Origin of the sequence: Gordonia terrae, from assembly GCF_051789125.1 — a bacterium.
Taxonomy (GTDB): domain Bacteria; phylum Actinomycetota; class Actinomycetes; order Mycobacteriales; family Mycobacteriaceae; genus Gordonia; species Gordonia terrae_A.
Window position 1 is genome coordinate 5,092,500 of record NZ_CP196526.1, and the last position, 23,700, is coordinate 5,116,199.

At 67.2% G+C, this 23,700-nt stretch carries 20 protein-coding genes; 13 read left to right on the forward strand and 7 right to left on the reverse strand.

Going from position 1 to position 23,700, the window contains the following annotated elements:
* Position 1 precedes the first annotated feature (1 nt).
* Both ACSUZC_RS23215 and ACSUZC_RS23220 read right to left on the reverse strand, forming a co-directional pair.
* Complete coding sequence (locus ACSUZC_RS23215) at positions 2–1,189, reverse strand: alpha/beta fold hydrolase (protein ID WP_439030787.1); 1,188 nt, start codon at positions 1,187–1,189, stop codon at positions 2–4.
* Positions 1,186–2,307: a homogentisate 1,2-dioxygenase gene (locus tag ACSUZC_RS23220; protein ID WP_439030788.1), complete on the reverse strand. Its 1,122-nt coding sequence runs from the start codon at positions 2,305–2,307 to the stop codon at positions 1,186–1,188. Before ACSUZC_RS23220 ends, ACSUZC_RS23215 begins: the two co-directional genes overlap by 4 nt.
* Positions 2,308–2,449: 142 nt before the next feature.
* Here ACSUZC_RS23220 and ACSUZC_RS23225 point away from each other — a divergent pair, with 142 nt between their 5' ends.
* Both ACSUZC_RS23225 and ACSUZC_RS23230 read left to right on the forward strand, forming a co-directional pair.
* The gene (locus ACSUZC_RS23225; RefSeq protein ID WP_439030789.1) at positions 2,450–3,061 is read left to right on the forward strand and encodes a TetR/AcrR family transcriptional regulator; all 612 of its coding nucleotides are present in this window, start codon (positions 2,450–2,452) and stop codon (positions 3,059–3,061) included.
* A 67-nt stretch (positions 3,062–3,128) separates the two neighbouring features.
* Positions 3,129–3,704 (forward strand): GNAT family N-acetyltransferase, encoded by a 576-nt coding sequence (locus tag ACSUZC_RS23230; protein ID WP_439030790.1) that lies wholly within the window; start codon positions 3,129–3,131, stop codon positions 3,702–3,704.
* A 20-nt stretch (positions 3,705–3,724) separates the two neighbouring features.
* Here ACSUZC_RS23230 and ACSUZC_RS23235 read toward each other — a convergent pair whose 3' ends face one another.
* The 5 genes from ACSUZC_RS23235 to dinB all read right to left on the reverse strand — a co-directional run bounded on the left by ACSUZC_RS23235 (position 3,725) and on the right by dinB (position 9,841).
* Positions 3,725–4,453, reverse strand: a complete 729-nt coding sequence (locus tag ACSUZC_RS23235; protein ID WP_439033212.1) for a DUF429 domain-containing protein — start codon at positions 4,451–4,453, stop codon at positions 3,725–3,727.
* Between the two features lie 81 nt (positions 4,454–4,534).
* Entirely contained in the window at positions 4,535–5,203 is a 669-nt protein-coding gene (locus ACSUZC_RS23240) for a response regulator (protein WP_439030791.1), read from the reverse strand.
* Entirely contained in the window at positions 5,200–6,897 is a 1,698-nt protein-coding gene (locus ACSUZC_RS23245; RefSeq protein WP_439030792.1) for an ATP-binding protein, read from the reverse strand. The genes ACSUZC_RS23240 and ACSUZC_RS23245 overlap by 4 nt, the downstream gene beginning before the upstream one ends.
* 75 nt (positions 6,898–6,972) lie before the next feature.
* Complete coding sequence (locus tag ACSUZC_RS23250; protein WP_439030793.1) at positions 6,973–8,442, reverse strand: CitMHS family transporter; 1,470 nt, start codon at positions 8,440–8,442, stop codon at positions 6,973–6,975.
* 190 nt (positions 8,443–8,632) lie between these two features.
* The gene (gene dinB, locus ACSUZC_RS23255; protein ID WP_439030794.1) at positions 8,633–9,841 is read right to left on the reverse strand and encodes a DNA polymerase IV; all 1,209 of its coding nucleotides are present in this window, start codon (positions 9,839–9,841) and stop codon (positions 8,633–8,635) included.
* A gap of 168 nt (positions 9,842–10,009) precedes the next feature.
* Between dinB and ACSUZC_RS23260 the strand changes: the two genes are divergently transcribed.
* From ACSUZC_RS23260 to ACSUZC_RS23310, 11 genes are read left to right on the forward strand one after another with little or no spacing between them, the layout of a single operon-like run.
* On the forward strand, positions 10,010–11,665 hold the full coding sequence (locus ACSUZC_RS23260; RefSeq protein WP_439030795.1) for an ABC transporter family substrate-binding protein: 1,656 nt from the start codon (positions 10,010–10,012) through the stop codon (positions 11,663–11,665).
* A gap of 11 nt (positions 11,666–11,676) precedes the next feature.
* Positions 11,677–12,639 (forward strand): ABC transporter permease, encoded by a 963-nt coding sequence (locus ACSUZC_RS23265; protein ID WP_439030796.1) that lies wholly within the window; start codon positions 11,677–11,679, stop codon positions 12,637–12,639.
* Complete coding sequence (locus ACSUZC_RS23270; protein ID WP_439030797.1) at positions 12,636–13,499, forward strand: ABC transporter permease; 864 nt, start codon at positions 12,636–12,638, stop codon at positions 13,497–13,499. The genes ACSUZC_RS23265 and ACSUZC_RS23270 overlap by 4 nt, the downstream gene beginning before the upstream one ends.
* Positions 13,489–15,012: an ATP-binding cassette domain-containing protein gene (locus ACSUZC_RS23275; protein WP_439030798.1), complete on the forward strand. Its 1,524-nt coding sequence runs from the start codon at positions 13,489–13,491 to the stop codon at positions 15,010–15,012. The genes ACSUZC_RS23270 and ACSUZC_RS23275 overlap by 11 nt, the downstream gene beginning before the upstream one ends.
* Positions 15,009–16,514, forward strand: a complete 1,506-nt coding sequence (locus ACSUZC_RS23280; protein WP_439030799.1) for a Y4yA family PLP-dependent enzyme — start codon at positions 15,009–15,011, stop codon at positions 16,512–16,514. Before ACSUZC_RS23275 ends, ACSUZC_RS23280 begins: the two co-directional genes overlap by 4 nt.
* A gap of 1 nt (position 16,515) precedes the next feature.
* Entirely contained in the window at positions 16,516–17,856 is a 1,341-nt protein-coding gene (locus ACSUZC_RS23285) for a pyridoxal-phosphate dependent enzyme (protein ID WP_439030800.1), read from the forward strand.
* Entirely contained in the window at positions 17,853–19,094 is a 1,242-nt protein-coding gene (locus ACSUZC_RS23290) for an aminotransferase class V-fold PLP-dependent enzyme (RefSeq protein ID WP_439030801.1), read from the forward strand. Before ACSUZC_RS23285 ends, ACSUZC_RS23290 begins: the two co-directional genes overlap by 4 nt.
* Entirely contained in the window at positions 19,091–20,383 is a 1,293-nt protein-coding gene (locus tag ACSUZC_RS23295) for an ATP-grasp domain-containing protein (protein ID WP_439030802.1), read from the forward strand. Before ACSUZC_RS23290 ends, ACSUZC_RS23295 begins: the two co-directional genes overlap by 4 nt.
* Positions 20,380–21,654 carry an ATP-grasp domain-containing protein gene (locus ACSUZC_RS23300; RefSeq protein WP_439030803.1) on the forward strand — a complete coding sequence of 425 codons (1,275 nt, stop codon included), beginning with the start codon at positions 20,380–20,382 and terminating at the stop codon, positions 21,652–21,654. The genes ACSUZC_RS23295 and ACSUZC_RS23300 overlap by 4 nt, the downstream gene beginning before the upstream one ends.
* A complete protein-coding gene (locus ACSUZC_RS23305; protein ID WP_439030804.1) occupies positions 21,651–22,937 on the forward strand; it encodes an MFS transporter in 1,287 nt (428 codons plus the stop codon). Before ACSUZC_RS23300 ends, ACSUZC_RS23305 begins: the two co-directional genes overlap by 4 nt.
* Entirely contained in the window at positions 22,934–23,677 is a 744-nt protein-coding gene (locus ACSUZC_RS23310; RefSeq protein ID WP_439030805.1) for a class I SAM-dependent methyltransferase, read from the forward strand. The genes ACSUZC_RS23305 and ACSUZC_RS23310 overlap by 4 nt, the downstream gene beginning before the upstream one ends.
* Positions 23,678–23,700 lie beyond the last annotated feature (23 nt).

Here is a 23,700-nt window from a genome sequence, read left to right on the forward strand (position 1 = left end):
CTCAGTTGGCCCAGGACCTCTCCCCCAGCCACTCGGTGATGACGCCGACCGCCTCTTTCAGCTTCGGGCCCTGCTCACGGCCGGAGTAGTAGTGCGTCGCACCGACGATGGTGTGCAACGTCTTGTCCGGGTGACCGACCGCGTCGAACAGGCGATGCGTGTGGCTCGGTGTGCACGCGTTGTCGGCGGAGTTGCCGATGACCAGCGTCGGGACCTCGAGGTCGGCCGCGCAGCGCGGACCGTCACCGAGTGCGTCGTCGAAACTCCACTGCGACAACCAGCTACGCAGCGTGGTGAACCGCGCGAGGCCGACCGGACCCATGTTGACGATCCGCGGATCGCCCAGATAGCAACCGAGCTCGCGGTCACTGGGGTCGACGGTGAGATCCAGCCACCGCGGATCAGCCATCGTCCCGTGCACGATGAAGCCGCGCTCCATCAAGGGCTCGCCATGGTCACGGAGGTCGGCGAGTTGTTGCTTGACCCAGGCGGTGATCCGGCGGTTGCGCTCGATCTGTGCGGCGCGGTAACGGTCGAGGAACTCCGCCGAGTACGGCGGCTGGTGGGGATTCGACGGGTTGTAGAGGTCCAGCTCCGGGTCGCGGCGGTGCGGATCGGACTCGTCGACGATCGACGGATCCATCCACTCGGTCAATGTGCCGTGGCGCGAGACGTGCGCGGCGAGCAACATCATGCCGTCCGCGGCCGGCAGGTCCAGGGCGGTCAGGTCCGGGGGCTCACCCGCGGGCGTCTCGGTCACCGTCGCGTGCTGGGCCTGCTGCTGGTAGTACAACGACAGTGCCCCGCCGCCACTCCACCCGGCGAGAATCACCTTCTCGTATCCCAGCCGTTCGCGCGCATCCTTCACACACGCCCCGAGGTCCTGCACGACCTTCTCCATGATCAGCGCACTGTCGACGCCGCGGTACCGGCTGTTGCAGTAGATGACGTGATGCCCGGCGCGGGCGAGCGCGTTGGTCATCGGCAGGTAGGCGCCGCCGCCGATGGGATGCATGAAGACGATGACGTTCTTCGACGGCACACCCTTCGGCCGCAGCAGGTAGCTCTCGAGCACGACACTCTCGGTGACCCCGCCGTAGGTGTCCTGGTAGGCCGAGAGGTCGTCGAACACAACGAGATAGGGGATTCGCTCGTACTCGTGTCGCGGCACGGCGAGGGTCGCATTCATACGCGTGCCTCATCGCTGGTCGGTGATGTCGCATCAGAAACCGACGCCTCGACCATCGCCGGAGACGGGATCAGTCGACGACGGGTGTCGATCGAGATCACCTTCCATTCCACCCGATCGAACTCGTCGAACTTGCGCCGCGACCGTTCGCGCGCCCTCTCCGGAATGCCGTGATGCATGCCCTGGGGAGCGTGCGAGATCAACCCCGGTGGCATCGAGACACCGAACATGCTGCCGCCGTGGAAGAATGCGATCTCGTCGAAATCGGTGTTGCGGTGATACCACGGCAGGCGTTCGGCGCCCTTGCGCGCTTCGGCGGGGCGCGGCAGGAAGTTCATCACGTAGACCCCGGTGGCCTGCATGAACAGATGCACCGTCGGCGGCAGGTGGACGGTCTCGGAGGTGATGACGTCGTAGTCCTCGATGTTGAAGGTGAACGCGAAATTGTCTCCGCGCCAACCCTCGACATCGAGTGGGTGGAAGGCATAGAACAGGGAGGTCTGTCCATCACGCTGGCGGAAGCGCACCTCGTATTCGTCGCGGCCGTCGTCGTCGAATGCCTCCGCCTCGGGCACGACGACGAGCGAGGAATCGAACGGGAAGAACCTGCCGAGAACACCCGCCTCGGGCACCCGGAACTCGTCGACCGCCTCGATGATCAGCAGCAACGAAGGGCCGTCGGGCACCTGACGATACGTGCACCCTTTCGGGATGTAGACGTAGTCGCCGGGCCGATAGGGCAACCGGCCGAACTCGGTCTCGAAGTATCCCGTTCCCTCGTGCACGAAGAACAGTTCGTCGCCGTCGACCGGCCGGAACCAGAAGGGCGCGGCCTCGGCACGGCGGCTCAACGAGATCCGGCAGTCGTCGTTGAAGAACATCACGAGCGGCTCTCCGCCCGGGTCGGACTGATCCGTCGGCGTGAGGTCGGTGACGATCCGGTCGACGCCCGTGTGGGTACCGACCGCGCGGAACCGGGTCGGGTCGTTGCGACGATAGAGATGTGCTGTGCGACCGGTGAATCCGTACCGACCGAGTTCGTCGTCCTTGAGATCCTCCACGTCCCGGTGCACCTGCCTGGGGGTGCGGCCCCTGCGGTGGTGGATGAACGATTCCATGACTCTCCTCTGTCGCCAACGGTTTTCTGATGCTAGATTCAGTTTCAGAACTTGACAAGGGTCACACACGTTCTCGACGCTCGAACGGGTCGCGCGCCGGCGCGTGGTTCGATATGTCATCGGTACGCGGAAGGGAGCTCAGGTGCCGCCGACGAACAAAGGACGTCAGACCGAGGCCGCGTTCCTCGACGCCGCGCGCCGGACCTTTGCCGAAAAGGGCTATCTCAACACCAAGATCTCCGACATCTCGGCCGCGGCCGGACGCTCCACCGGGTCGTTCTACAACTACTACGACAGCAAGGACCGGCTGCTCGAAGCGCTTCTGGACCAATTCGGCGAGGAGGTCGTCGCGGGCTCGCTCGCGACACGGCACGCCGACCCCGAGGCCAGTGTGCGGGCAGCGGTCACCGCCTACTGGACGACCTACAAGAAGTACCTCCCCGAGATCATCGGCCTGTTCCAGATGTCGATGCTCGACGACGATTTCCGCGCTCGTTGGCACGCCAACCGCGTGTCGGGCGTCAAACAGGTGTTGTCGGGACTCCACGGCGCGGAGCGTGCCGGTTACGACGTCGGACTGCCACTCGAGCCGCTCGCGTCCGCTCTGGTGGCGACACTCGAATCCACTTGCTGGACATGGCTTGCGGTGCGTGGGGAGGCCGCCGGTCCGATCCCCGACGACGACACGGCGATCGAGATCCTCACCGCCATCTGGTACCGGACCGTCTTCGGCGCGGGGCCCCGCGAGTCCTGACGACCGCACCTCTGCCAGATCACCCGTGGTGCTTGCCGTCCGCCGGAGCGGCGACGATGCTGGACCCATGCCCATCGAGGTCCGGCCCGCAACGATCTTCGACGACATCGCCACGATGGTCGGCCCGAAGAAGCCCACGTCGAATGTCTGCTGGTGCCTGAGTTACCGAATCCCCAGCACGCAGAACCAGCAGTTGGTCCGCGAAGAGCGCGGCAAGTTCGTGAAGGAGCTGTGCGACAGCGGGATTCCGCTGGGAGTCCTGGCCTACGACGGTGGCGACGTGGTCGGTTGGGCGGCCGTCTCTCCCCGCGCGGACACGACGTTCGCGCGCAATCGCAAGATCCCCCACGTCGACGACCTGCCGGTCTGGTCGGTGTGGTGCATCCGGGTGCGGCCGGGTCATCGCAAGAAGGGGATCTCGCACGCACTGCTCAGGGGCGCCGTCGACTACGCCCGCTCGAACGGCGCCCCCGCCATCGAGGGGTATCCCGTCGACAACAAGGGCGAGAAGGTCGATCTGACGATGGCCTACGTCGGGACACGCGGGTTGTTCGAAAAGGCGGGGTTCGTCAAGGCCGCCGACACCGGTTCGGTCCTCGCTCGATTCCCGCGCGTGGTGATGCGCCTGTCGCTGGCCGGTTGATCACGCGGTCACCGCGAACCTCAGATCAGTTCCGCCAGTTCGACGGTGGGTACGTGAATCCAACCCTCGCGGGCGGCGACAGGCCGGTCATCGGCGTCGGGCAGGGTGGTCCGGCCGAGCTCGGCGGCGCGAGCGATGAGCGCGGTGATCACGGCGTCGAATGCGTCGTCGTCGCGAGCCATCGTCTCGGCATGATCGCCGAGATCGAGCCACGGCGCAGCCGCTGTCAGGGCCACGAGGAGCTCGGCGAGGATCGGCGCATTGACGGCTCGTTTGTATCCCCGCGAGGTGAGACCCCACCGTTTGAGGGCGCCTGCCGGATACGCCTCGACAGCCCACCCGTCGACGCGGTCGTCGACGGCAAGATCCGCGAGTAGCCCGGCACATCGAAACGCGACATGGGCGATCTGATCGGCGGAGACACTCAGCGGACGCCCGAGCCCGGAGTCGGCGATCCAACGATCGGTACGACGCAGCGCAAGAGGCCGGCGCCGTGCGATCTCGTCGAGACGACGATCCGCAGGCAACCCGTGCCGGTGATGGGCGACGACGAAGTCCACGAACTCGTCGGGCCACCCGAACGGCGAGTCGATGCCGATCCGCGTCGCACCCTCGGCGAGCCGGCGGATGTCGGCGTCGTCGGCCCCGACCACGAGATCGGTCACCTCAGCCCGGCCGTCACGCCAGTCGAGCACTGCGACAGCGGTTTTCGCCGGAGACGCGGAGAGATCCACCCCGACCGTCCGCATCTCAGACACCCCCGACATCTCCGGCAACCTCCACACTCTAGTGCTGTGACCGACGCAGGCGGCCCTGCGGCCCTCGCCGGTTCACGCGCCGCGGAGCCGGTACTCCTGCCGCGGTCGTCCGGTGGTGCCGTACTGCAGCGACATCGTCAGTTTCCCGGCGGCCACGAGGTTGGCGAGGTGCCGTCGGGCGGTCGGCGCGGCGACGCCGATCTCCCGGGACACGTCGTCGGCGAACAGCGTCGAGTCGGAGCGGGCGAACAGGGCGAGAATCCGCTGTTCGGTGGGCGATCCGGACTCCGACCGTTCGGTGGCCCTGGTGCCGAATCGCAACGCCGACAAGGCTGCGTCGACTGCATTCTGGTCGACGTTCCGCCCGGCCAGCACCCGCCGGTACTGGGCGTATCCGGCGAGACGTCGCGCGAGGTCGGCATCGTCGAACGGTTTGATGAGGTAGGCCAGTGCACCGGCGCGTGTCGCGGTACGCACCGCGGAGGCGTCGGTCTCGGCCCCGACGATGAAGCAGTCGCACGCCAGTTCGGCCACGAGGTCGATACCCGAACCGTCGGGCAGGTGGACGTCGAGCAGCGCGAGATCGATGTCGGGATGCTCGGCCATCGCCTGTCGGGCGGCGGCCACGCTGCCCGCACGCGCGCGCACGGTGAATCCGCGGACCGCCTCGACGATCGTCGAATGCAAGGCCGCGACCCGGAAGTCGTCGTCGACGATGAGAACGCCGAGGTCCTCGCTCATTCTCGGTCTCCTTGCTCGTCGGGTTCACGGCGATCGTCGTGCGGCGTCGGCGCGAGGACGCCGGGCAGCCTGGCCACGAAGAGTGCACCGCCGAGTTCGTGATCGCCGGGTCCCCCGGGGTGCGCGACCCACAGGTCGCCGCCGGTTCGTCGGGCGATCTGCCTGGCGAGGGCGAGTCCCATGCCGCGACCACCGGGTATGTATGCGCCGGATTTGGTCGTCGCCCCCTCCGCGAAGACGTCGTCGGGATCCTCGAAGCCGATGCCGGGACCCGAGTCGCCGACGGACACCAGCAGCGTGTCACCGTCGGCGATGATCTCCACCTCCACGTCGGCGGGCTCGTCGGACGGTGCGTCCGACAGAGCATCGGGCATTCCGTCGGCCGCGGCCTCGATGGCGTTGTCGACGAGGTTACCGAGGACGGTGGTGACGACGACGGGTTCGGCCAGGGTGGCGTCGAGCCACGTCTGGTCGCCGAGGCGGAGGGTCACACCGCGTTCTCGCGCCTGTGCCGCCTTCGCGTCGAGGAAGGCGTGCAGGTGCGGTTCGCGGACGTTGTCGAGGCCGCTCAACAGCCTGCCACCGGGGCCGGTGCCGGCCAGTTCGTCGAGGTAGGCGAGCGCCTCGTCGGCATGCCCGTGTCGGAGCAGACCGGCGAGCACGTGCATCCGGTTCGCGGTCTCGTGCCGCTGGGCACGCAGCGCTGTGCTCATGGACCTGATGGAGTCCACCTCCCGGCTGAGTGCTTCGACGTCGGTGCGGTCGATCACCGACAAGACCATGCCGAGGTCACGACCGTCGGCGCGGACCCGGTGGGAGCTGACGAGGACGACGCGTTCGCCGATGCTCGCCGCGAGCGGTTCGTCGGTCGGCGTCGCCAGGACGGTGGCGACGCGCGGCGTGAGGCCGAGGTCGGCCGCGGGTGTCCCGGTCGGCGCGTCGATGTCGAGCAGTGCGCGCGCCCGGTCGTTGATGACGCGGACGATGCCGTCGGCGTCGACGGCGAGTACGCCGTCGGCCATCGAATGCAGCACGGCGTTCTGTTCGCGCACGAGTTCGGCGAGCTCGTCGGACTCGAGACCGAGGGTGAGACGCCGCCACCTCCGGGCCAGCAACGCGGAGCCGAGGGCGCCGATGCCGAGCGCGGCCAGCGCGAGCAGGGATGTGGCGATGATGTCGCTGCGGGTGTCTGTCTCCAGCCGCTGCGTGGAGACACCCACGCTGACGAAGCCGACGACGCGTTGCCCGTCGCCGAGGATCGGCACCTTGGCTCGCACGGATTCGCCGAGGGTGCCCCGGTCGGTGTTGACGTCGTCCGATCCGGACAGCACCTTCGACGGGTCGGTGGAGACCGTCTTGGCCAGTTCCGACGCCTCCGGGTGAGCAAGACGGATGCCGCGATCGTTGCCGATGACGACGAACAGGGCACCGGTCCGGGCGCGCACCGCCGCGGCGTGACGCTGGAGCGGGCCGTCGAGCAATTCGGCCGCATCCACCTGGGTGCCGGGATGGGCCGCGACCTCGCTGCGGACCTCGCCGTCGGCGGCGACCGACTGGGCGATCGCGAGTGCGCGTTGCGCGTACTCGTCGCGCACGCGGTCGTCGGCTCCGGCGATGACCAGTCCGAACCCGACCACGAGGCTGACGGCGATCACCGCCAGCTGCAGGAGCAGCACCTGCGTCCGCAAACGCATGCTTGTCACCCTAGTGCCGCAGATGGGGTGTCACAGAGGGGTGTCACAGACGCGCCGAAGTGCGGTGGGGTTTCGTCAGAACGGGATCGCTCCCACCAGCACGCCGACGGCGAGCATGACTAGAGAGACCACGGTGGCCCGCCACAGGACCTTCTTGTGGTGGTCGGCCAAGCCGACGCCGGCCAGGGCCACCAGCAGCAGGATCGCCGGGACGAGGGGGCTCTGCATGTGTACGGTCTGGCCGGTGATCGATGCGCGGGCCATCTCGGTGGGGTCGATGCCGTAGCGGGTCGCGGTTTCCGACAGCACCGGCAGCACGCCGTAGTAGAAGGCGTCGTTGCTCATCAGGAAGGTGAGCGGGATCGAGAGCACGCCGATCACGATCGCCATGTGCGGTCCCATCCAGTCGGGGATGCCGTCGGCGAGCCAGTGTGCGATGGCGTCGACCATCCCGGTGCCGTTGAAGACTCCGGTGAGCACTGCGGCGGCCAGCACCATGGCGACCACCGACACGATGCTGGAGCTGTGACGGGTGATGGCTTCCTGCTGCTGCTTGATGTGCGGGAAGTTGATGGCCAGGGCGATGCCGGCGAAGATCATGAACAGCACCGGGATGGCGACGATGTCGGCGCCGAGGATGGCCAGCAGGGTCACGGTGAGACCGGCGTTCACCCAGAAGAGCTTGGGACGCAGGGTCTCCCGATGGGGATCGAGGACGCCGGAGAAGGAGGCGTCGCGGTCGTCGTCAGCGGCAGCCGAGACCGCGCCGAGGTCGTGATCGCCGGTGGGGGCGTGGTCGTATCCGCCGGAACCGGTTGCCGCCGAACCCGAACCACCGGAACGACGACCCTTGGGCGGCAGGCCGGTCCCACCACCGGCAGCCACGAGCACTTCCTCCTTCGGCGCGAGGATCGACTCTCTGATCTCCAGCTTGCCGATGCGGCGACGTTCGAGGACTCCGAGGTGGTAGGCGAAGAGCAGCACCACGACCAGCGCAGCGGCCAGGGCGGGGACCATCGGGACGAAGACGTCGTTGGTGTCGATGTTCAGCGCACTCGCCGCCCGGGCGGTCGGGCCACCCCACGGCAGGATGTTCATCGTGCCGTTGGTGAGTCCGGCGACGACGGTGAGGACGACCGGACTGACTCCGAGCTTCACGTAGAGCGGCAGCAAGGCGGCCGTGGTGATGATGAAGGTCGTCGAGCCGTCACCGTCGAGGGACACGACACCGGACAGCACCGCGGTGCCGACGACGAGGCGTGCCGGATCGTCGTGCACGGCACGGACGACCGCTCGCACCACCGGGTCGAAGAGGCCGACGTCGATCATGATCCCGAAGAAGATGATCGCGAAGAACAGCATCGCCGCCGTCGGGGCAAGGTCCTTGATGCCGTCGGTGATCATGTCGCTGATGCCGAGGCCGGCGCCGGCGAACAGCCCGAACGCGACGGGGACGAGGATCAGCGCCACCACGGGCGTCGCCCGCTTGGTGATGATCAGCACCATGAAGGTGGCGACCATCCCGAGGCCGAGTGCTACCAACATTGTCTTCTCGATTCTTCATCGGATGTGAGGACGACCACATCGGTGGTCACATCAGAAGTGTTGGCGTAACCGGCATCACAGTCACGCTTGGGCGCATAAGTATCGTTTCGCGCTTTTCGCGCGCCCACCGCCCCCGCCCGCGTTTCGTAGCGATAACGGGGAAATAGCGCGCATTTCCGCTACGAAATCCCTAGTCGGGGAGCATCGGCGCGTCGTCGCCGTGGTTGCGTCCGATGAGCACCGCGCGAGTGACCGAGTCGCGTCCGAAGCGATCGCGCAGAAGGTCCATGGTCGCGTCGAGCTCCTCGCCGTGGTCGGTGTCGAAGGGCAGGGCGAGCTGGATGTTGTCGTGATCGTCGAGGTTGGTCAACGACAGCCCGACCAGGGTGCACCCCCGCTCGCGGATGATCGGCATGGCGTCGGCGAGGAGTCCGCGCGCCGACGCCATGACGATGTCGGTGCGGTCGGTCGGTTCGAGGAGCGTCCGAGACCGTGTGGCGCGGGTGAAGTCGTCGAAGCGCAACCGCAGAACCACAGTCCGACAGACTCGTTCAGCCGCCCGGATCCGCTTGCCCAATCGCTCCACGATCGCGACGATCGTCGCCTCGAGGTCGGCCTCGGATTTGGGGCGGCGACCGAGAGCACGTTGCGACCCGATCGAGCTCCGACGCTTGCCGGTCTCGACGCGACGCGGATCCTGGGCGAGCGACAGGGCGAACAGATGTCGTCCGGCCCCGGACCCGACGATGCCGCGCAGCGATCGCTCCCCGAGTGCGGCCAGTTGACCCACCGTCTCCACTCCGGCGTCGTGCAGCTTGGCCTCGGTGACCGGGCCGACGCCCCACAGTCGACGGACGGGTAGCGGATGCAGGAACTCCAGTTCGGTACCCGGCGCGACGATCAGCAGACCGTCGGGTTTGCCGACGGCACTGGCGACCTTCGCGAGGAATTTACTGCGCGCGCCGCCGACGGTGATCGGGAGCCCGACCTCCTCGCGGACGCGCCGACGGATCGTCGCTGCCACATCATGAGGCGTCCCGCTGATGCGACCCAACCCGCCGACGTCGAGAAAGGCCTCGTCGACCGAGATCCCCTCGACCACCGGGGTGGTGTCGTGAAAGATGTCGAAGACCTCGCGGCTCGCCTCCATATAGGCCTCGAACCGGGGCGGCACGACGACCGCGTCGGGACACAGGGCACGTGCCTCGTGGCCGGGCATCGGCGAGCGCACACCACGGGCCTTCGCCTCGTAGCTCGCGGCGAGGACCACGCCACCCCCGACAAGGACCGGACGTCCCCGAAGCGCCGGGTCGTCCCGCTGCTCCACCGATGCGTAGAACGAGTCGAGATCGGCGTGCAGGATCGACGCGTCACGCCGCTCCCGCCGCTCGATGTGCATAGAACACATGTTCGCATGGCGTTCGGACATGCACCAGAACGCGCTGTCACGAACTGGAGTCTCCAAAACCGTCGGCAGTGTGCTATTGATAATGATTGTCATTAGCAATAGTGCGTCCGCACCCCCGTGCGGTATCGAAGGGGCATCCACACAGTCATGAGACTCATCATGAGTCGACGCGTCGTCGTCGGCTTGGCATTGACAGCGGCGCTGGTCGCCGGCTGTAGCTCGACATCTGAATCCGCCGAGACGGCACCCGCCCAGGCACAGGACATCAACGCCCAAGAGGTCGGATCGCTGCGCGACGGCGGGGAACTCCGGATTCCGGTGGACGCACTGCCGACCAACTACAACCCGTTGCAGGTCAACGGCGCGCGGGTGGTGACCTGGCAGCTGTCCGAAGCGATCCTGCCCAGTGCGTTCCGGGACGGAGCAGACGGCAAACACGTTCTGGCAGAGGACTTCTTCTCCAGTATCGAGCTGACGTCGGAGTCGCCGCAGGTGGTCACCTACACCATCGCCGATGGCGCGGCCTGGTCCAACGGGCGGCCTCTGGACTGGGAAGACCTCCGTTCCCAGGTGGGTGCACTCAGCGGGAAGAACGCCGCGTTCGAGGGTTACAGCTCCGTGGGCTACTCCGCCGTGGAATCGGTGACCCGCGGCGACACCGACCAGCAGGCGCTGGTCACATTCGCCGAGCCGTTCGCCGAATGGCAGGGCCTGTTCAACCTGATCGTGCCCAAGGAGGTGACCGGCGATCCCGAGACCTTCAACACCGGCTGGCTGAACGCGCCGACCATCACGTCAGGCCCCTTCGTCGTCGACCGCGTCGACCCGGTGGGCAAGAGTGTGGTGGTCAAGCGCAACCCGGACTGGTGGGCGACCACGCCGCCGCTCGATCAGATCACCTTCCGTGCACTGGATCCCGCGGCTCGAGCCGACGCGCTGGCCAACGGCGAGATCGACCTGTATCCGGTCGGCGGTGACATCGACCTGTTCACCAGGGCACAGTCGATCGACGGCGTGGAGATCCGTCAGGCGTCCGAGCGCCGCGCCGGCCAGCTCACGTTCAACGGCGCCGACGGTGCGATTCTGGCCGACGAGCAGGTCCGCGTCGCGGTGGCGCAAGCCATCGATCCGGCCGCCATCACCACCGTGCTCCTCGGCGAGATCGTCCCCGGTGCCGAGCCCGTCGGCAACCACATCCTGCCGCCGACCGACACCGGTTACGTCGACAACTCATCAACCCTGCCCTTCGATCCGGAGGCTGCCGGGCAGGCGCTCGACGCGGCCGGATGGGTTCGGGAAGGGGACGTCCGGGTCAAGAACGGCACCCCGCTGACGTTGCGGTTGCTCGCCCAGAACACGCCGGTCGGCAACACGGTGTCCGGTGTCGTCCGCGATCAGCTCGCAGCGGTCGGCGTGAAGGCGGAGGTCGTCTCGGTGTCGCCGGATCAGTTCTACGACGCCAATCTCCTGCCCGGGAACTTCGACATCGCCGCGTTCGAGTGGACCAAGTCCGCGTCCCCGTTCGCCCACGATCGCCCGGTGTTCCAGAAGGTCGAGGGGGACGACTTCGGCAGCAACTACGGCCGGATCTACATCCCGGAGATCGACGCGCTGTACGACCAGGGGCTCGCCGAGCTCGACGCCGACAAGCGCAACGAGATCGCGAACCAGATCGACGTGCTCGCCTGGAAACACGCTCACCACCTGCCCACCTACGCCGAATCCGGCGCGTATGCGGTGCGTGCGGATCTGGCGAACTACGGTGCACGTGGTCTCGGCGCGTACGGCTTCGAGAAAGCGGGCTGGCAGCAGTGATCCTGCGCCGGGTGATCGGGGGCACGTGCCTGTGTCTGGCGGCGACCTTCGTCGCCTATGCACTGGCGTCATGGAGCTTCGATCCCCTGGCGGACCTCGAGACCCGACAGCCGCGCCCACCGCAGGCGGTGATCGACGCGCAGGCCCATCGGCTGGGTCTGCACCTGCCGATCCACGAACGCTTTCTGCACTGGCTGTCGGGTCTCCCCACCGGCGACCTCGGCGTGACCGTGGCCAATCAGCCCGTGTCCGAGGAGTTGTGGCGTCGCGCGGGCACGAGCTTGCGCCTGTACCTGATCGGCGCCGCGGTCGCGGTGACGGTCGGGGTCGTCCTCGGGGTCCGCGGGGCGATGTCGCGGCGCCGCGGCGCCGACCAGTTCTCACTGCTGTGGACGCTGGCTCTGATCGCGATCCCGACCTTCGTCCTGGGCACTCTGCTCAAGATGCTCTGGCTTCCGGTCAACACGATGGCCGGCCAGCAGATCCTGTACTTCTCCGGCGAGCAGACCGTCGGCGCCGACTTGTCCGGTGGCGCTGCCCTGCTCGACCGAGTGCAGCACCTCGTGTTGCCCACCATCTGTATCGCCCTCCCCCAGTTGGCGTTCTTCGCGCGGTATCAACGGGCGGCCGCGGTCGACGTACTCGGCAGCGAGTACATCCGCACCGCCCGCGCCAAGGGCTTGTCCGACCGACAGGCCTTCTGGCGACACGGGTTACGGTCAGCCCTGGTCCCGGTGATCTCATTGTTCGCCTTCAGCTTCGGCATCCACCTCGCCGGCGGCGTCTTCACCGAGCGGGTCTTCGGCTGGCACGGTCTCGGTGACTGGGTGCTCACCGCGATCCATGACCACGACGCCACCGTCGTCGCGTCGGTGACCCTGTTCTTCGCGGTACTCGTCGTTCTCGCCGGACTCACCTCGGATGTGGTCGTCTCCCGCCTCGACCCTCGCGTCCGGATTCGAGGTGTGCGATGACCCTGCTCACCGCCGACGAAGTGGTGCCAGGCAGATTCGCCCCTCGACGCGGAACCATGATGGCCGCCACCGGCGCCGTGTTGTTGTTGCTGTTGCTGATCGCAGCTGTGCTCGGACCCGTCCTCGCGGGTTCCGACCACCTGACCCAGCGTCACGACGCGATCTTGACCCCCCCGGGAGGCGAGCACTGGTTCGGTACCGGACGGCTGGGCGAAGACGTTGCGGCACAGACCTTCCACGGTATGCGAAAGTCTTTGCTGATCGGCGTCGCCGTGGCGCTGATCTCCACCGCGCTCGCGGCGCTCGTCGGATCGTTCGCGGGATTGCTCGGCGGTCGCGCGGACGGGATGACCATGTGGACGGTCGATGTCCTGCTCGTGCTGCCACCGATTGTCGTCGTCGCCGTGCTGTCCCCGTTGTTCGCGGGACGTTCCTGGTTGCTACTGGTCGTGGCCATCGCCGTGTTCCAGTGGATGCTCCCGGCGCGGATGGTTCGGTCCCGCACGATGGTGCTGCGCGAGAGCGGTTTCGTGCGCGCCGCCACCGCCATGGGCGCCTCGCGGGTACGCATCATCTGCCGTCACCTGATACCGAACATGGTGCCGCTTCTGGTCATCGACGTCACCCTCACCGTCGGCACGGCCGTCATCGCCGAAGCGGGGTTGAGCTACTTCGGATTCGGCGTCCAACCGCCTGATGTATCGCTGGGCACCCTGATCGCCACCGGGAGCACCTCGGCGGTCACCTTCCCGTGGGTCTTCGTCTTTCCGGCGGCTGCGCTGGTGGCCACGGTGATGGCGGTGGGTCTGCTCGGCGAAGGCATACGTCTGCGACTGGAAGGACCGTCCGATGGACGTTGAACATCCGGTGATGCTCGAGGCCCGGGAACTCGCCGTGACCATCGCGGGGCGACAGGTGGTCCGGCGGGCGTCGTTCGATCTGCAGGCCGGACGGACGATGGGTATCGTCGGCGGTTCGGGCTCCGGCAAGACCATCACCGCCTCCGTCCTCCTGGGGCTCGCCCCACCGCGGGCCACGGTGACCGGCTCGGTTCGGCTCGACGGCCGCGAACTGCTCGGGCTCGATGAGCGCGCGTGGTGCGACATCAGGGGAAGACGGATCGGGTGGGTGGGACAGGACCCGCTCGCCTCGCTCACGCCCACGATGACCGTCGTCGATCAGATCGCCGAGGCGATCACGATCCATCGCCGGATCGGCCGGCGCGTCGCACGCCAGGAAGGCGTGAGATTGATGGAAGCGGTGGGCATCCCGGGCGCAGCACGTCGCGCCGGCGCTTACCCGCACGAGTTCTCCGGGGGGATGCGGCAGCGGGTGGCGATCGCGATCGCCATCGCCAACGAGCCCGACGTCCTGATCGCCGACGAGCCGACCAGTGCGCTCGACGCGGTTGTCGGCGCACGGATCCTTGATCTCTTCGACGAGCTCGTGCAGCGACGTCGCCTCGCGATGCTCGTCATCTCCCACGACGCCGCGGTGATCGACCGGTTGTGTCACAACACTCTCGAGATGGACAGCGGGGTGCTCGAAGAGCGCTCCCGTCCACGACCGACGGAGCTCACCGGACGCATGTCGCCTGCGCGGTCACGCCCGGATACCCCTGAGGTCCTGGCCATCCGCGGACTCACCGTGCGCTACCCCGGACGCCGCGGTGTCCGCGGCACACGCGCTTCCACCACCGGTTGCGTGAACGTCGACATCGATGTACGCGCCGGCGAAGCCGTTGCGCTGGTGGGGGAGTCGGGAAGCGGAAAGACGACGATACTCGAGCAAGTGCTCGCGTTGCGCGCCCCACAGGAGGGGGGCGTCGAACTGTTCGGCACCCCGGTCGACACACTGGACCGGCGCGGTAGGCAATCGCTGCGTCGCCGGCTGGGCGCCGTATTCCAGGATCCCAGCGACTCACTCAATCCGCGAATGACGGTTGCCGATCTGGTCGCCGAACCGATGCGTATCCATCGAGTGTCGCCCGAACCGGGGCGTGTTCGCGAACTGCTCTCCCAAGTGGGGCTCAGCGCAGACCTGAGCACCCGGCGGCCGGCAGAGCTGTCCGGTGGACAGCAACAGCGGGTGGCCATCGCACGCGCGCTCGCGCTCGACCCGATGCTGCTGTTGCTCGACGAGCCGGTGTCCGCACTCGACGCCCCCTTGCGCGAAGACATCATGTCGCTGCTCGACGACCTGCGCACCGTATTCGGGCTGGCCTACCTCATGGTGTCCCACGACCTAGGCCTGATGCACCGGTATGCGGACCGGATCCTCGAGATGCATCAGGGGCGAATCGTGAGCCCTTCTGCCCCAGTACCGCCGCCATACGCACCGCCCACCACCCCCGAACTGGAGTCCACCGCATGACCGCACCGCCCCCACTCCGTCTCACCCCTGCACTCTCCGAGGAGTCCGCATCTCTGCTCGGCGAAGCCGCGACGCTGCACCGGCTCGTCGATGCCCTGGGATCGCCACTCAACGTTCTTCTTCCACAACGCATCCGGCACAACGTGGCTGCATTTCGGCAGGTGATGGATGCGCACCGGATCAGCGGCCACATCTACTACGCCCACAAGGCCAACAGATCGAGTGCACTGGTCCGCGAGCTCGCCGCCACCGACGCATGCATTGACGTCGCCTCCCCCGCGGAGCTCCAACACGTCCTCGGAGCCGGGTTCAGCCCGGAGCGGGTCATGGCGACCGGCCCCAAGACCCCTGAATTCGTGTGGTTGTGCGCCCGCAGCGGTATCACGGTCAATGTCGACGGAGTCGATGAACTGGCCCTGTTGGGTCGTATCGTCGCCGGCGCCCACCTCTCCAAGGTGCCGGTGCTCGTACGGTTCTCCGAGTTCCGCGCCGCCGGCACCACCCTCCTCAGCAAGCCGTCGCGTTTCGGCTGCGCGGCCGATGATCTCGACGTCGTGCTGGCGCTCCTCGACAAGTTCCGCGACGAGGTGCGATTGCGCGGGGTGGCCTTTCACCTCGACACCGTCGGCATGCCGGAGAAGACCAGAGCCATCGAGGGGAGCCTGCACCTGCTCGACGAGTTCGTCCGCCGGGGTCACGCACCGACGGTTCTCGACATCGGTGGTGGCTACGGGGTGAACTACCTGTCGTCGGCCGTGGAGTGGGACGACTTCACCACCGCACTCGGCTCCGCGCTGCTCGGTAAGCGCGAACACATCACCTGGCAGGGAAGCGGATACGGACTTCGCAACGACGGTGGTCGTCTCCGGGGCACCCTCGGTCTGTATCCGGCCCATCGTCCGGTTGCCGGTCCCGGGTATCTGGACGGGTTGCTGAGTGCGGCGGCACCGACGATGCAGCGCCCCCTCGGCACGATCATCCTCGAGAACATGTACGACCTGTACATCGAGCCTGGGCGGGCGCTGCTGGACCAGTGCGGATTCGCGATGGCCCGGGTACTCGAGGTCCGTAGCTCCCCCACCGGCGAGACGCTGGTCCGGATGGACATGAACGCCCGTGACGTCAGTCTCGAAGAGCATGGCGTGCAACTCGATCCGGTCCTGGTGCCGCGGAACGCCACTCCGCGCGACTCCGGCAGCGGTTACCTCATCGGCAACCTGTGCCTGGAATCCGATCTGATCAGTCGTCGGAAGATCTTCTTCCCGGCGATGCCCGCCGCGGGCGACCTGCTCGCCTTCCCCAACACCGCCGGGTACTTCATGGATTTCAGCGCCGATCACGCACTCGGCCAGCCCGTCGCCACCAAGGTCGCGATGTATCGCGAAGCCGGTGAATGGAAGTGGAAGCTCGACGACCAGTACTGGCCGCTGTCGCCCCAGTGGCTCGACCCCCAGTTCCCCGACCTCATGCGCACAGAGCAGATGACCACCCAGGAGTCCTGAGATGATCTACGACAACATGACCGACGTCATCGGCAACACTCCGCTGGTCAGGATGGACCCAGCGGTGACCGGCCTACGCAACATCGACCTGTACGCCAAGCTGGAGATGCTCAATCCGTTCGGATCGGTGAAAGACCGTGCCGCGTGGTCGATGGCACAGCCAGGACTCGACGACGCCGCTGCGGGCGAGCGCACGATGATCGAGCTCTCCAGCGGCAACACCGCCAAGGCACTCGCGGTGATCGCGGGCATGCACGGCGTGCGGTTCCGTTCGGTCACCAACCGCATGAAGGTACCGGAGATCAAGGACCTGCTGCTGCTCCTGGGTGCCGACATCGAGGAGCTGCCCGGCCAGGCGGAGTGTCTGGACGTCACCGACACCGACGATCCACTCGCCCGGATCCACCGAGCCGTATCCGAGCCGGGCAGCGGGTATTTCCACACCGACCAGTACTTCAACGATCGGAATGTGCAGTCCCACATCGACGGCACCGGTCCGGAGATCGTCGCCGATCTGGGCCGAGCACCGGACCACTTCATCGCGTGCGTCGGTACCGCCGGGTCGTCGACGGGAGTGGCCACAGCGTTGCGGGCGGTGGACGACGGTGTCCACGTGCTGGGTCTCGTTGCGGCGAAATCCGATTTCATTCCCGGTATCCGGAACATCGACGAGGTCCACGAGGTCGGGTTGTTCGACCCGGAGACCTACGACGCGATCGAGGCGGTCAGCGCCGACGAGGCCATCGACGGAATGCTCGATCTCGTCCGCCGATGCGGGATGCTGGCCGGACCGACCGGCGGCGCAGCATATTTCGGCGCGGTACGGCATCTTGCGAAGATCGACAGCCAACTCGAAGGGTCGGGCCGGCGTGAGAGTGCGGTGTTCATCGTCTGCGACCGCGTCGAAAGCTACATGAGCTACGTCCGCACGCGGCGGCCCGAACTGCTGAAGCAACCGCCGCGCATCCACGACGTTCGCAACCTCGCGGATCAGGATCTCGCCGCAGCCGCCGTCGTCGACGCCGCGCAGGCCCAGTCGTGGATGGCTCAGGAGCGGCCCACGGTCATCGACCTGCGCGGAGGTTTCGCCTTCGCGGCCGCCCACATCGAGGGCTCGATCAACATCGTCGACGAGGTCTTCGCCGAACTGCTGCACGGCGGTCTGCCGGTGGGCGCCGACCAGCCGGTGCTGCTGGTGTGCCCGGTGGGCGAGAAATCGTTGCGTTACAGCGCTCTCATGCGGCGGATGGGGCACCGCGGCGTCCGCAGTTTGTCGGGCGGCGTCATCGCGTGGCGCGACGCGGGTGCTCCGTTGGTTCGCGGTGCAGGTGCCGGCCGATGACCACACCGGATCTGCTTTCCTCGCGGCTGGCCGACCCGGCCGAGGTCATCGAGCGGCTGGGATCGTGGAACCGTGAGGTCCGAGCACAGTTTCCCATCCTGACGGGCCACCCCGACCGGGCGTACCTGGACAGTTCGGCCACCGCGCAGAAGCCGCAGGCGGTCATCGATGCGGTGAACCGATACCTGTGCACCATCAACGCCAACGCCGGCCGGGGTACATACACGTGGGCCAACGCCACCACCGACATCGTGGAAGCGGCCCGCGGCCGCGTTGCCCGGTTCCTCGGCGACACCGGATCAGACGGTTCCGGAGTGACGTTCACGAGCGGCACCAGCGGTGGACTTCGCCGAATCGCGCTGGACTGGTTGACCACTCACCTGCGCGATGGCGACCACATCATCGTCCCCTTCGCCGATCATCAGGCCAACCTGCTGCCGTGGACGGAAGCTATTGAGTCACTGGCATCCCGGGGCATTCGCGTTGCCATCGATGCCCTACCCTACGAATCCACCGGCACAGGCGATTACGACATCGATGCGCTTCGCGGGTTGCTTACGCCCCGAACGACCTTCGTCGCTGCGACCCATGTACATCACGTCTACGGCAACGACATGAACGTCCACCGGCTCCGCGATGCGGTCGGACCGGACGTGGTGATCTGTCTCGATGCCGCCCAGAGCGTTGGACACCTCCCCGTCGACGTCGGTGCGCTCGATGTCGACTTCGTCGTCTTCTCGGGGCACAAGGCGATGGCTCTCCCCGGTATCGGTGCGATCTGGGCGCGCAATCGACGGGGACACGAGTTTGCACCGAACGGCTGGTCGGGCACCCCCAACACCAGTGGGATCGTGAGTCTCTGCGCCGCCCTCGACTGGCTCGATGCCGCCGGCGTGGACCGGATACACGAGTGGACTCTCGCACTCGGTGCCCTGCTCACCGACGCGTTGTCGACGATGGATGCCTACGAAGTCCTCGGCTGCCAGTCCAGCCTGCATCTCGATTCGCATGTGCAACGACGTGTCGGCATCGTCACCTTCCGCCACCGCCACATCTCGTCGAACGATCTCGGGTTCATCCTCGACAGCCGCGGCTTGATGGTGCGCGCCGACGGTCACTGTCAGGGCCGTGACGGCGAGAAGACCGCCTCGGTGCGGGCCAGCATGCACGCCTACACCTCCGCCGACGAGGTCCGCCGGTTGATCGAGGTCCTACGAGAAGTGGAGAACGCGCGATGAGCTCGGTGGTGGTGATGGTCGACCTCTACGCGCCGACGCTGCGGCTGGCTCGCGGCTTCCTCGACGCCGGGCACGAGGTGATCCGGGTGCAGAGCACGCCAGAGGTGCCTCCGGCCTACGGCGGCTTCGACGAGCCCGGCTTCACACCCCCGATCATTCACGAGGGCAACATGTTCGACGGCCCGGGGATCGAACGGACGGTGGCCGCGGTGGCCGCGCATCGGCCGGTCGCGGTGATCACCGGAGGTGAGACCGGTGTGGAACTCGCCGATGCCCTCGCCGAGCGGCTCGGGTTGCCCGGGAACGGCACGGCGTTGAGCTCCGTACGCCGCGACAAGTTCGGCATGATCGATCGGTTGTCGGCATGCGGCCTGCACACCGCCGACCAGATCCGCGTTCCTGACGCGGCGGCCGCCGCGGAATGGCATCGTGCCCGCGGCGGTCGCGTAGTGGTCAAACCGACGCGCAGCGCGGCCAACGACGGGGTGCACTTCTGCGATACGCCGGAGCAGACCCGCGATGCCGTGGACCGGGTTGCGGCGTCGGACAACATCTTCGGAATCCGAAACGAAGGTGTTGTGGTGCAGGAGTTCCTGGTGGGTGGCGAATACGTGGTCAACACGGTGAGCTGCGCGGGCCGTCACCGCGTCACCGACATGTGGAAGTACACCAAGATCTCGGCCAACGGCGTCACAGACCGCGTCGCAGCCGCGACCTCGATCGCGGTCGATGATCCGATCGGGGAACAGCTCGCCGACTACGGTACTTCGGTATTGGATTCGCTCGGCATCAGCTACGGTCCTGCCCACCTCGAGGTGATGATGACGGCCGACGGTCCCGCGCTGGTGGAGATCGGGGCTCGCCTATGCGGTGCCGACACCGCGTATTTCGCCCACCTCGCGGTCGGTGAATCTCAGATCGACTGGACTGTCCGAGCTTTCCTGGAACCGGAAGAGTTCCGCGGAAGCCATCGTCGGCCGAGGCGTCAGCACGCTCACACCGCGATGGCCTTTCTCACCTCGCCGGTCGCCGGAACATTGCGTGGCTACCCGAAACTCGATCAGGTGCAGCGGTTGCCCAGCTATCACAACCATCAGGCCATCATCGAACCGGGACAATCCATCCCGGTGACGATCTCCGACGTCACCGAGCCGATGATGATCGGTCTGAGCCATCCGGTCCGCGACATCCTCGAACGCGATCTCGCGACGGTGATGTACCTCGACGGCGAAGGCTTCTACGACGTGGAACGTGAAGAACCCGACGCGACGAATGGTGCCCCATCGTGAGCCGGCACGTCGTGGTCCTGCATCGGTGGGTGGCTCCGTATGCGCTGTATGAGAACTACATCGACCACACCGTCGACCGGGTCAGTTACATCACCACACCCACCGGGGTGGCGGGTGTCCCGTCCGGTGCCGCAGCGATGAGGATCGTCGCGGCCACCGATGATCCGGACGAGGCCGAGGAGGCCCTGCGCAGCCTCGAACTCGCGCACGGGGATGCCGACGCGGTGATCGCCCTGAAAGAAGACGATCTCCTGGTGGCCGCCGGTTTGCGCGCACGTCGCGGGCTGCCCGGCTGGTCGGCCGAAGACCTACGCGTGTTCCGCGACAAGATGGCGATGGCCAGAGCGGTCGCGGATACCGGCGAGCAGTTGCCGGCATTCGCTGCGGTCGACAATCTGCGGGACATAGCCGAATTCGCCCGGGCCCACGGTTGGCCGGTCGTGCTCAAGCCGCGGTTCGGGAGTTCGAGCGCAGGCGTGGTCGTGTTGCGCGAGGACGACCTCGCACACCTCGACCTCGACACCCGGATGGCAGAACTGGGTCCGCACCTCGTCCAGACACTTGCCACCGGCACCCTCCTCCACGTCGACGGTGTCCACGTCGAGGGCTCGCTACCGGTCTGGCGGGTACATCGATATCTGCACACCCCGTTGGTTTTTCGGTCTGGCGGTTGGATCGGCTCGGTGGAGGTCGACGATCCCGCGACGCTGCGACGCGTGCACGATCACGCACTGAGGATCGTGTCACGCCTGGCCCGAGGAAAGTCGACGGTCTTCCATCTCGAGACCTTCCTCTCGTCCGGCGACTCCGGACCGCAATGCACCTTTCTCGAGGTCGGAGCGCGGGTCGGCGGGGCCGAGATCCCGATTCTCTGGCGCGACATCCACGGTCACGACCTGATGGAGACCGCCTTCCGGCTCGCTCTCGGTGAACGCGTGACACGGGCCCCTGTGGACGAAGTGCACGGACCTCGTGAGCTCGGCGGGCTGCTGCTACTCGCGGCGCCGGCACAGCGTCCGTGCGAGATCACCTCCGCCGCTGCGGCGCTCGGCACGGATTGGGCCCCGCCGGAACTCTACGGCGAAGACATGGTGGGCGTCGGCGACATCATCAGCGACGCCGATGCGTATTACGAGCACGTCGGCGGCCGCTTCCGGTTCCGGGGGCACGACGCTGCCGCCATCGCGTCGGCCATCGACCAGGTCGCAGCCCGCGTGCGCCTGACCGGCCGTCCGATCGCGCCGTCGCATCCCGAAGGTGTACTCACGTGAGGCGGTACCTGGAGCTGTGGCGGATCCCCGGTGCGCCGATGCTCCTGATCGGCGGCACGGTCGCTCGCCTCGGGCACGGGGTGACGATCGTCGCGTGGCTGTTGCTGGTGCGTGCGGTCAGCGGCAACTACGCCGAGGCCGGATTCGTGGCCGGCGCCATCTCCCTCGCCACGGCGTTCGCCGCACCGGTCGCCGGTCGGCTCGTCGATCGCTTCACCGTGTCTCGCGTACTCCCGGTCATCGCCCCGGCGTACTCGGTATCTCAACTCGCACTGCTCTGGGTGGTGGTGTCCGATCAGCGGCTCTGGGTCACCATGCCCGTGGCGGTGATCGCCGGTGCGCTGTTCCCGCCGCTGTCACCCGCCATCCGCGCGGGCTGGACGCACCTCACCCGTCCGGGCGGCGGACACGAATCCGGTCGTACCACCGCGATGGCCGCGGAATCGACGGTGTTCGAGCTGGTCTTCGTGATGGGGCCGCTCCTGCTGTCCGGTTTCATCTTGGCGACAGACGTCGTCGGCGCCGAGGATCCGTCGACAACCGGGACGGCGTCGGCGATCGTGGTGGCGGCGCTGACCACCGCGGTTGGGACGGTGACGGTTGCCCGCGGTGCCGCATTACGATCGGTGTCCGGGACTGCCGGCGGCACTCGGACTGTCGGTCTCGGGCCGCTGCGCGTGACCGGGTTTCCGACAATGCTCGCCATCACTGCGACCGTGGCTCTCGGATTTGGCGCCTCGCCTGTGGCGATTGCGGCATTCGCCGAGTTGCGCAGCGACGGTCAGGGTTCGGCGACCACCGGGCTGCTCATCGCCATCTGGAGCCTCGGCAGCGCCGCCGGCGGTCTCATCTACGGAGCGCTGCCGTGGCCGAACACCGCGATAGCCGGGCTCGCTCGTCGAGCCACTGTCGTGCTCGTTGCGCTCGCTCTGGGGTACGCGCTGTGGAACCTCACCGACTCGGTGCCTGCGTTCGCCGTGATTCTCGTGCTGACCGGCGCGGTCATCGCACCGGCTACCGCCATCCTCGCCGAACTCGTGGCCGCGGCCGTCCCGGCCGGGATGCTCACTGAGGCCTACACCTGGTTCACCTGCGTCAACATGAGCGTCGCAGCCCTGGGTGCCGCGATCGCAGGACAGGTGGTCGAGAAGTCCGGCGGCGTGTCCGTGGCATTCTGGATCTGCGCGGCCGCCGCGGCCGTGGCCGGTCTGGGCGCCATCGCGCTGACGGTGTCGGCCGAGCGCTCCCACCCTGCCGCGGTGGACAAGGAAGCCGTGTCATGAACCCGGATCTCGCACTCCACTGGTTCGATCGCTGGGAACGCCAGCAGGAGCTCTACGCCGTCGCGCGCACAGACAGATTCGAGGTTGTCTGCGACGTTCTCGCCTCGGCTCCATCCCCCGACGTCGTGATCGATTTGGGTTGTGGCCCGGGTTCATTGTCTGCCGTTGTAGCGCATACGTTTCCCGACGCCACCGTGATCGGCATCGACATCGACCCGCTCCTCCTCGAGCTGGGAGCATCCGTCCATCCTGACGTCGACTTCCGGCAGGCAGATCTCGGCACCCCGGGCTGGGCGGACGACCTGCGTGACCTACGCGTCGGAGCGATCGTCACGAGTACCGCACTGCACTATCCTTCGGTGCCCGTCCTGGCGACGATCTACCGCGAATGCGCGCACCTGCTGCGCCCGGAAGGCGTGCTGGTCAACGCCGACCATCTACTCGCGGACTCCCCCGGCCTCCAGAAGATCGCGACGGCGATCGGCGAGCGCGCGGCCGATCGCCCACACGTCAGCGGGCAGGAGACATGGTCCCAGTGGTGGGGCGCCATCGAGAAGGAGCCGGAGTTCACCGATCTGCTGGCGCAACGCGCCCGTGATGTGCCGGCGCATGTGGCCGACAACGCACTGACCGCCGACCAGCACCGCGAGATCATGCTGGCCTCGGGGTTCGTCGAAGCGGGGACCGTCTGGCAGCTGGGGCTGAGCTCGGTGATGGTCGGGATCGCCCCGGGCGGATGAGGCGTCGACGCTCTATCGAAAAC

Coding starts and splice junctions, on each gene's coding strand:
- ACSUZC_RS23235 (WP_439033212.1), bottom strand. CDS start 4,453: ATGCGGACGGTCGGGGTGGATCTCTCCGCGTCTCCGGCGAAAACCGCT.
- ACSUZC_RS23250 (WP_439030793.1), bottom strand. CDS start 8,442: ATGTTGGTAGCACTCGGCCTCGGGATGGTCGCCACCTTCATGGTGCTG.
- ACSUZC_RS23310 (WP_439030805.1), top strand. CDS start 22,934: ATGAACCCGGATCTCGCACTCCACTGGTTCGATCGCTGGGAACGCCAG.
- ACSUZC_RS23275 (WP_439030798.1), top strand. CDS start 13,489: ATGGACGTTGAACATCCGGTGATGCTCGAGGCCCGGGAACTCGCCGTG.
- ACSUZC_RS23260 (WP_439030795.1), top strand. CDS start 10,010: ATGAGTCGACGCGTCGTCGTCGGCTTGGCATTGACAGCGGCGCTGGTC.
- ACSUZC_RS23295 (WP_439030802.1), top strand. CDS start 19,091: ATGAGCTCGGTGGTGGTGATGGTCGACCTCTACGCGCCGACGCTGCGG.
- ACSUZC_RS23290 (WP_439030801.1), top strand. CDS start 17,853: ATGACCACACCGGATCTGCTTTCCTCGCGGCTGGCCGACCCGGCCGAG.
- ACSUZC_RS23280 (WP_439030799.1), top strand. CDS start 15,009: ATGACCGCACCGCCCCCACTCCGTCTCACCCCTGCACTCTCCGAGGAG.
- ACSUZC_RS23215 (WP_439030787.1), bottom strand. CDS start 1,189: ATGAATGCGACCCTCGCCGTGCCGCGACACGAGTACGAGCGAATCCCC.
- ACSUZC_RS23270 (WP_439030797.1), top strand. CDS start 12,636: ATGACCCTGCTCACCGCCGACGAAGTGGTGCCAGGCAGATTCGCCCCT.
- ACSUZC_RS23220 (WP_439030788.1), bottom strand. CDS start 2,307: ATGGAATCGTTCATCCACCACCGCAGGGGCCGCACCCCCAGGCAGGTG.
- ACSUZC_RS23285 (WP_439030800.1), top strand. CDS start 16,516: ATGATCTACGACAACATGACCGACGTCATCGGCAACACTCCGCTGGTC.
- ACSUZC_RS23230 (WP_439030790.1), top strand. CDS start 3,129: ATGCCCATCGAGGTCCGGCCCGCAACGATCTTCGACGACATCGCCACG.
- ACSUZC_RS23245 (WP_439030792.1), bottom strand. CDS start 6,897: ATGCGTTTGCGGACGCAGGTGCTGCTCCTGCAGCTGGCGGTGATCGCC.
- ACSUZC_RS23240 (WP_439030791.1), bottom strand. CDS start 5,203: ATGAGCGAGGACCTCGGCGTTCTCATCGTCGACGACGACTTCCGGGTC.
- dinB (WP_439030794.1), bottom strand. CDS start 9,841: ATGCACATCGAGCGGCGGGAGCGGCGTGACGCGTCGATCCTGCACGCC.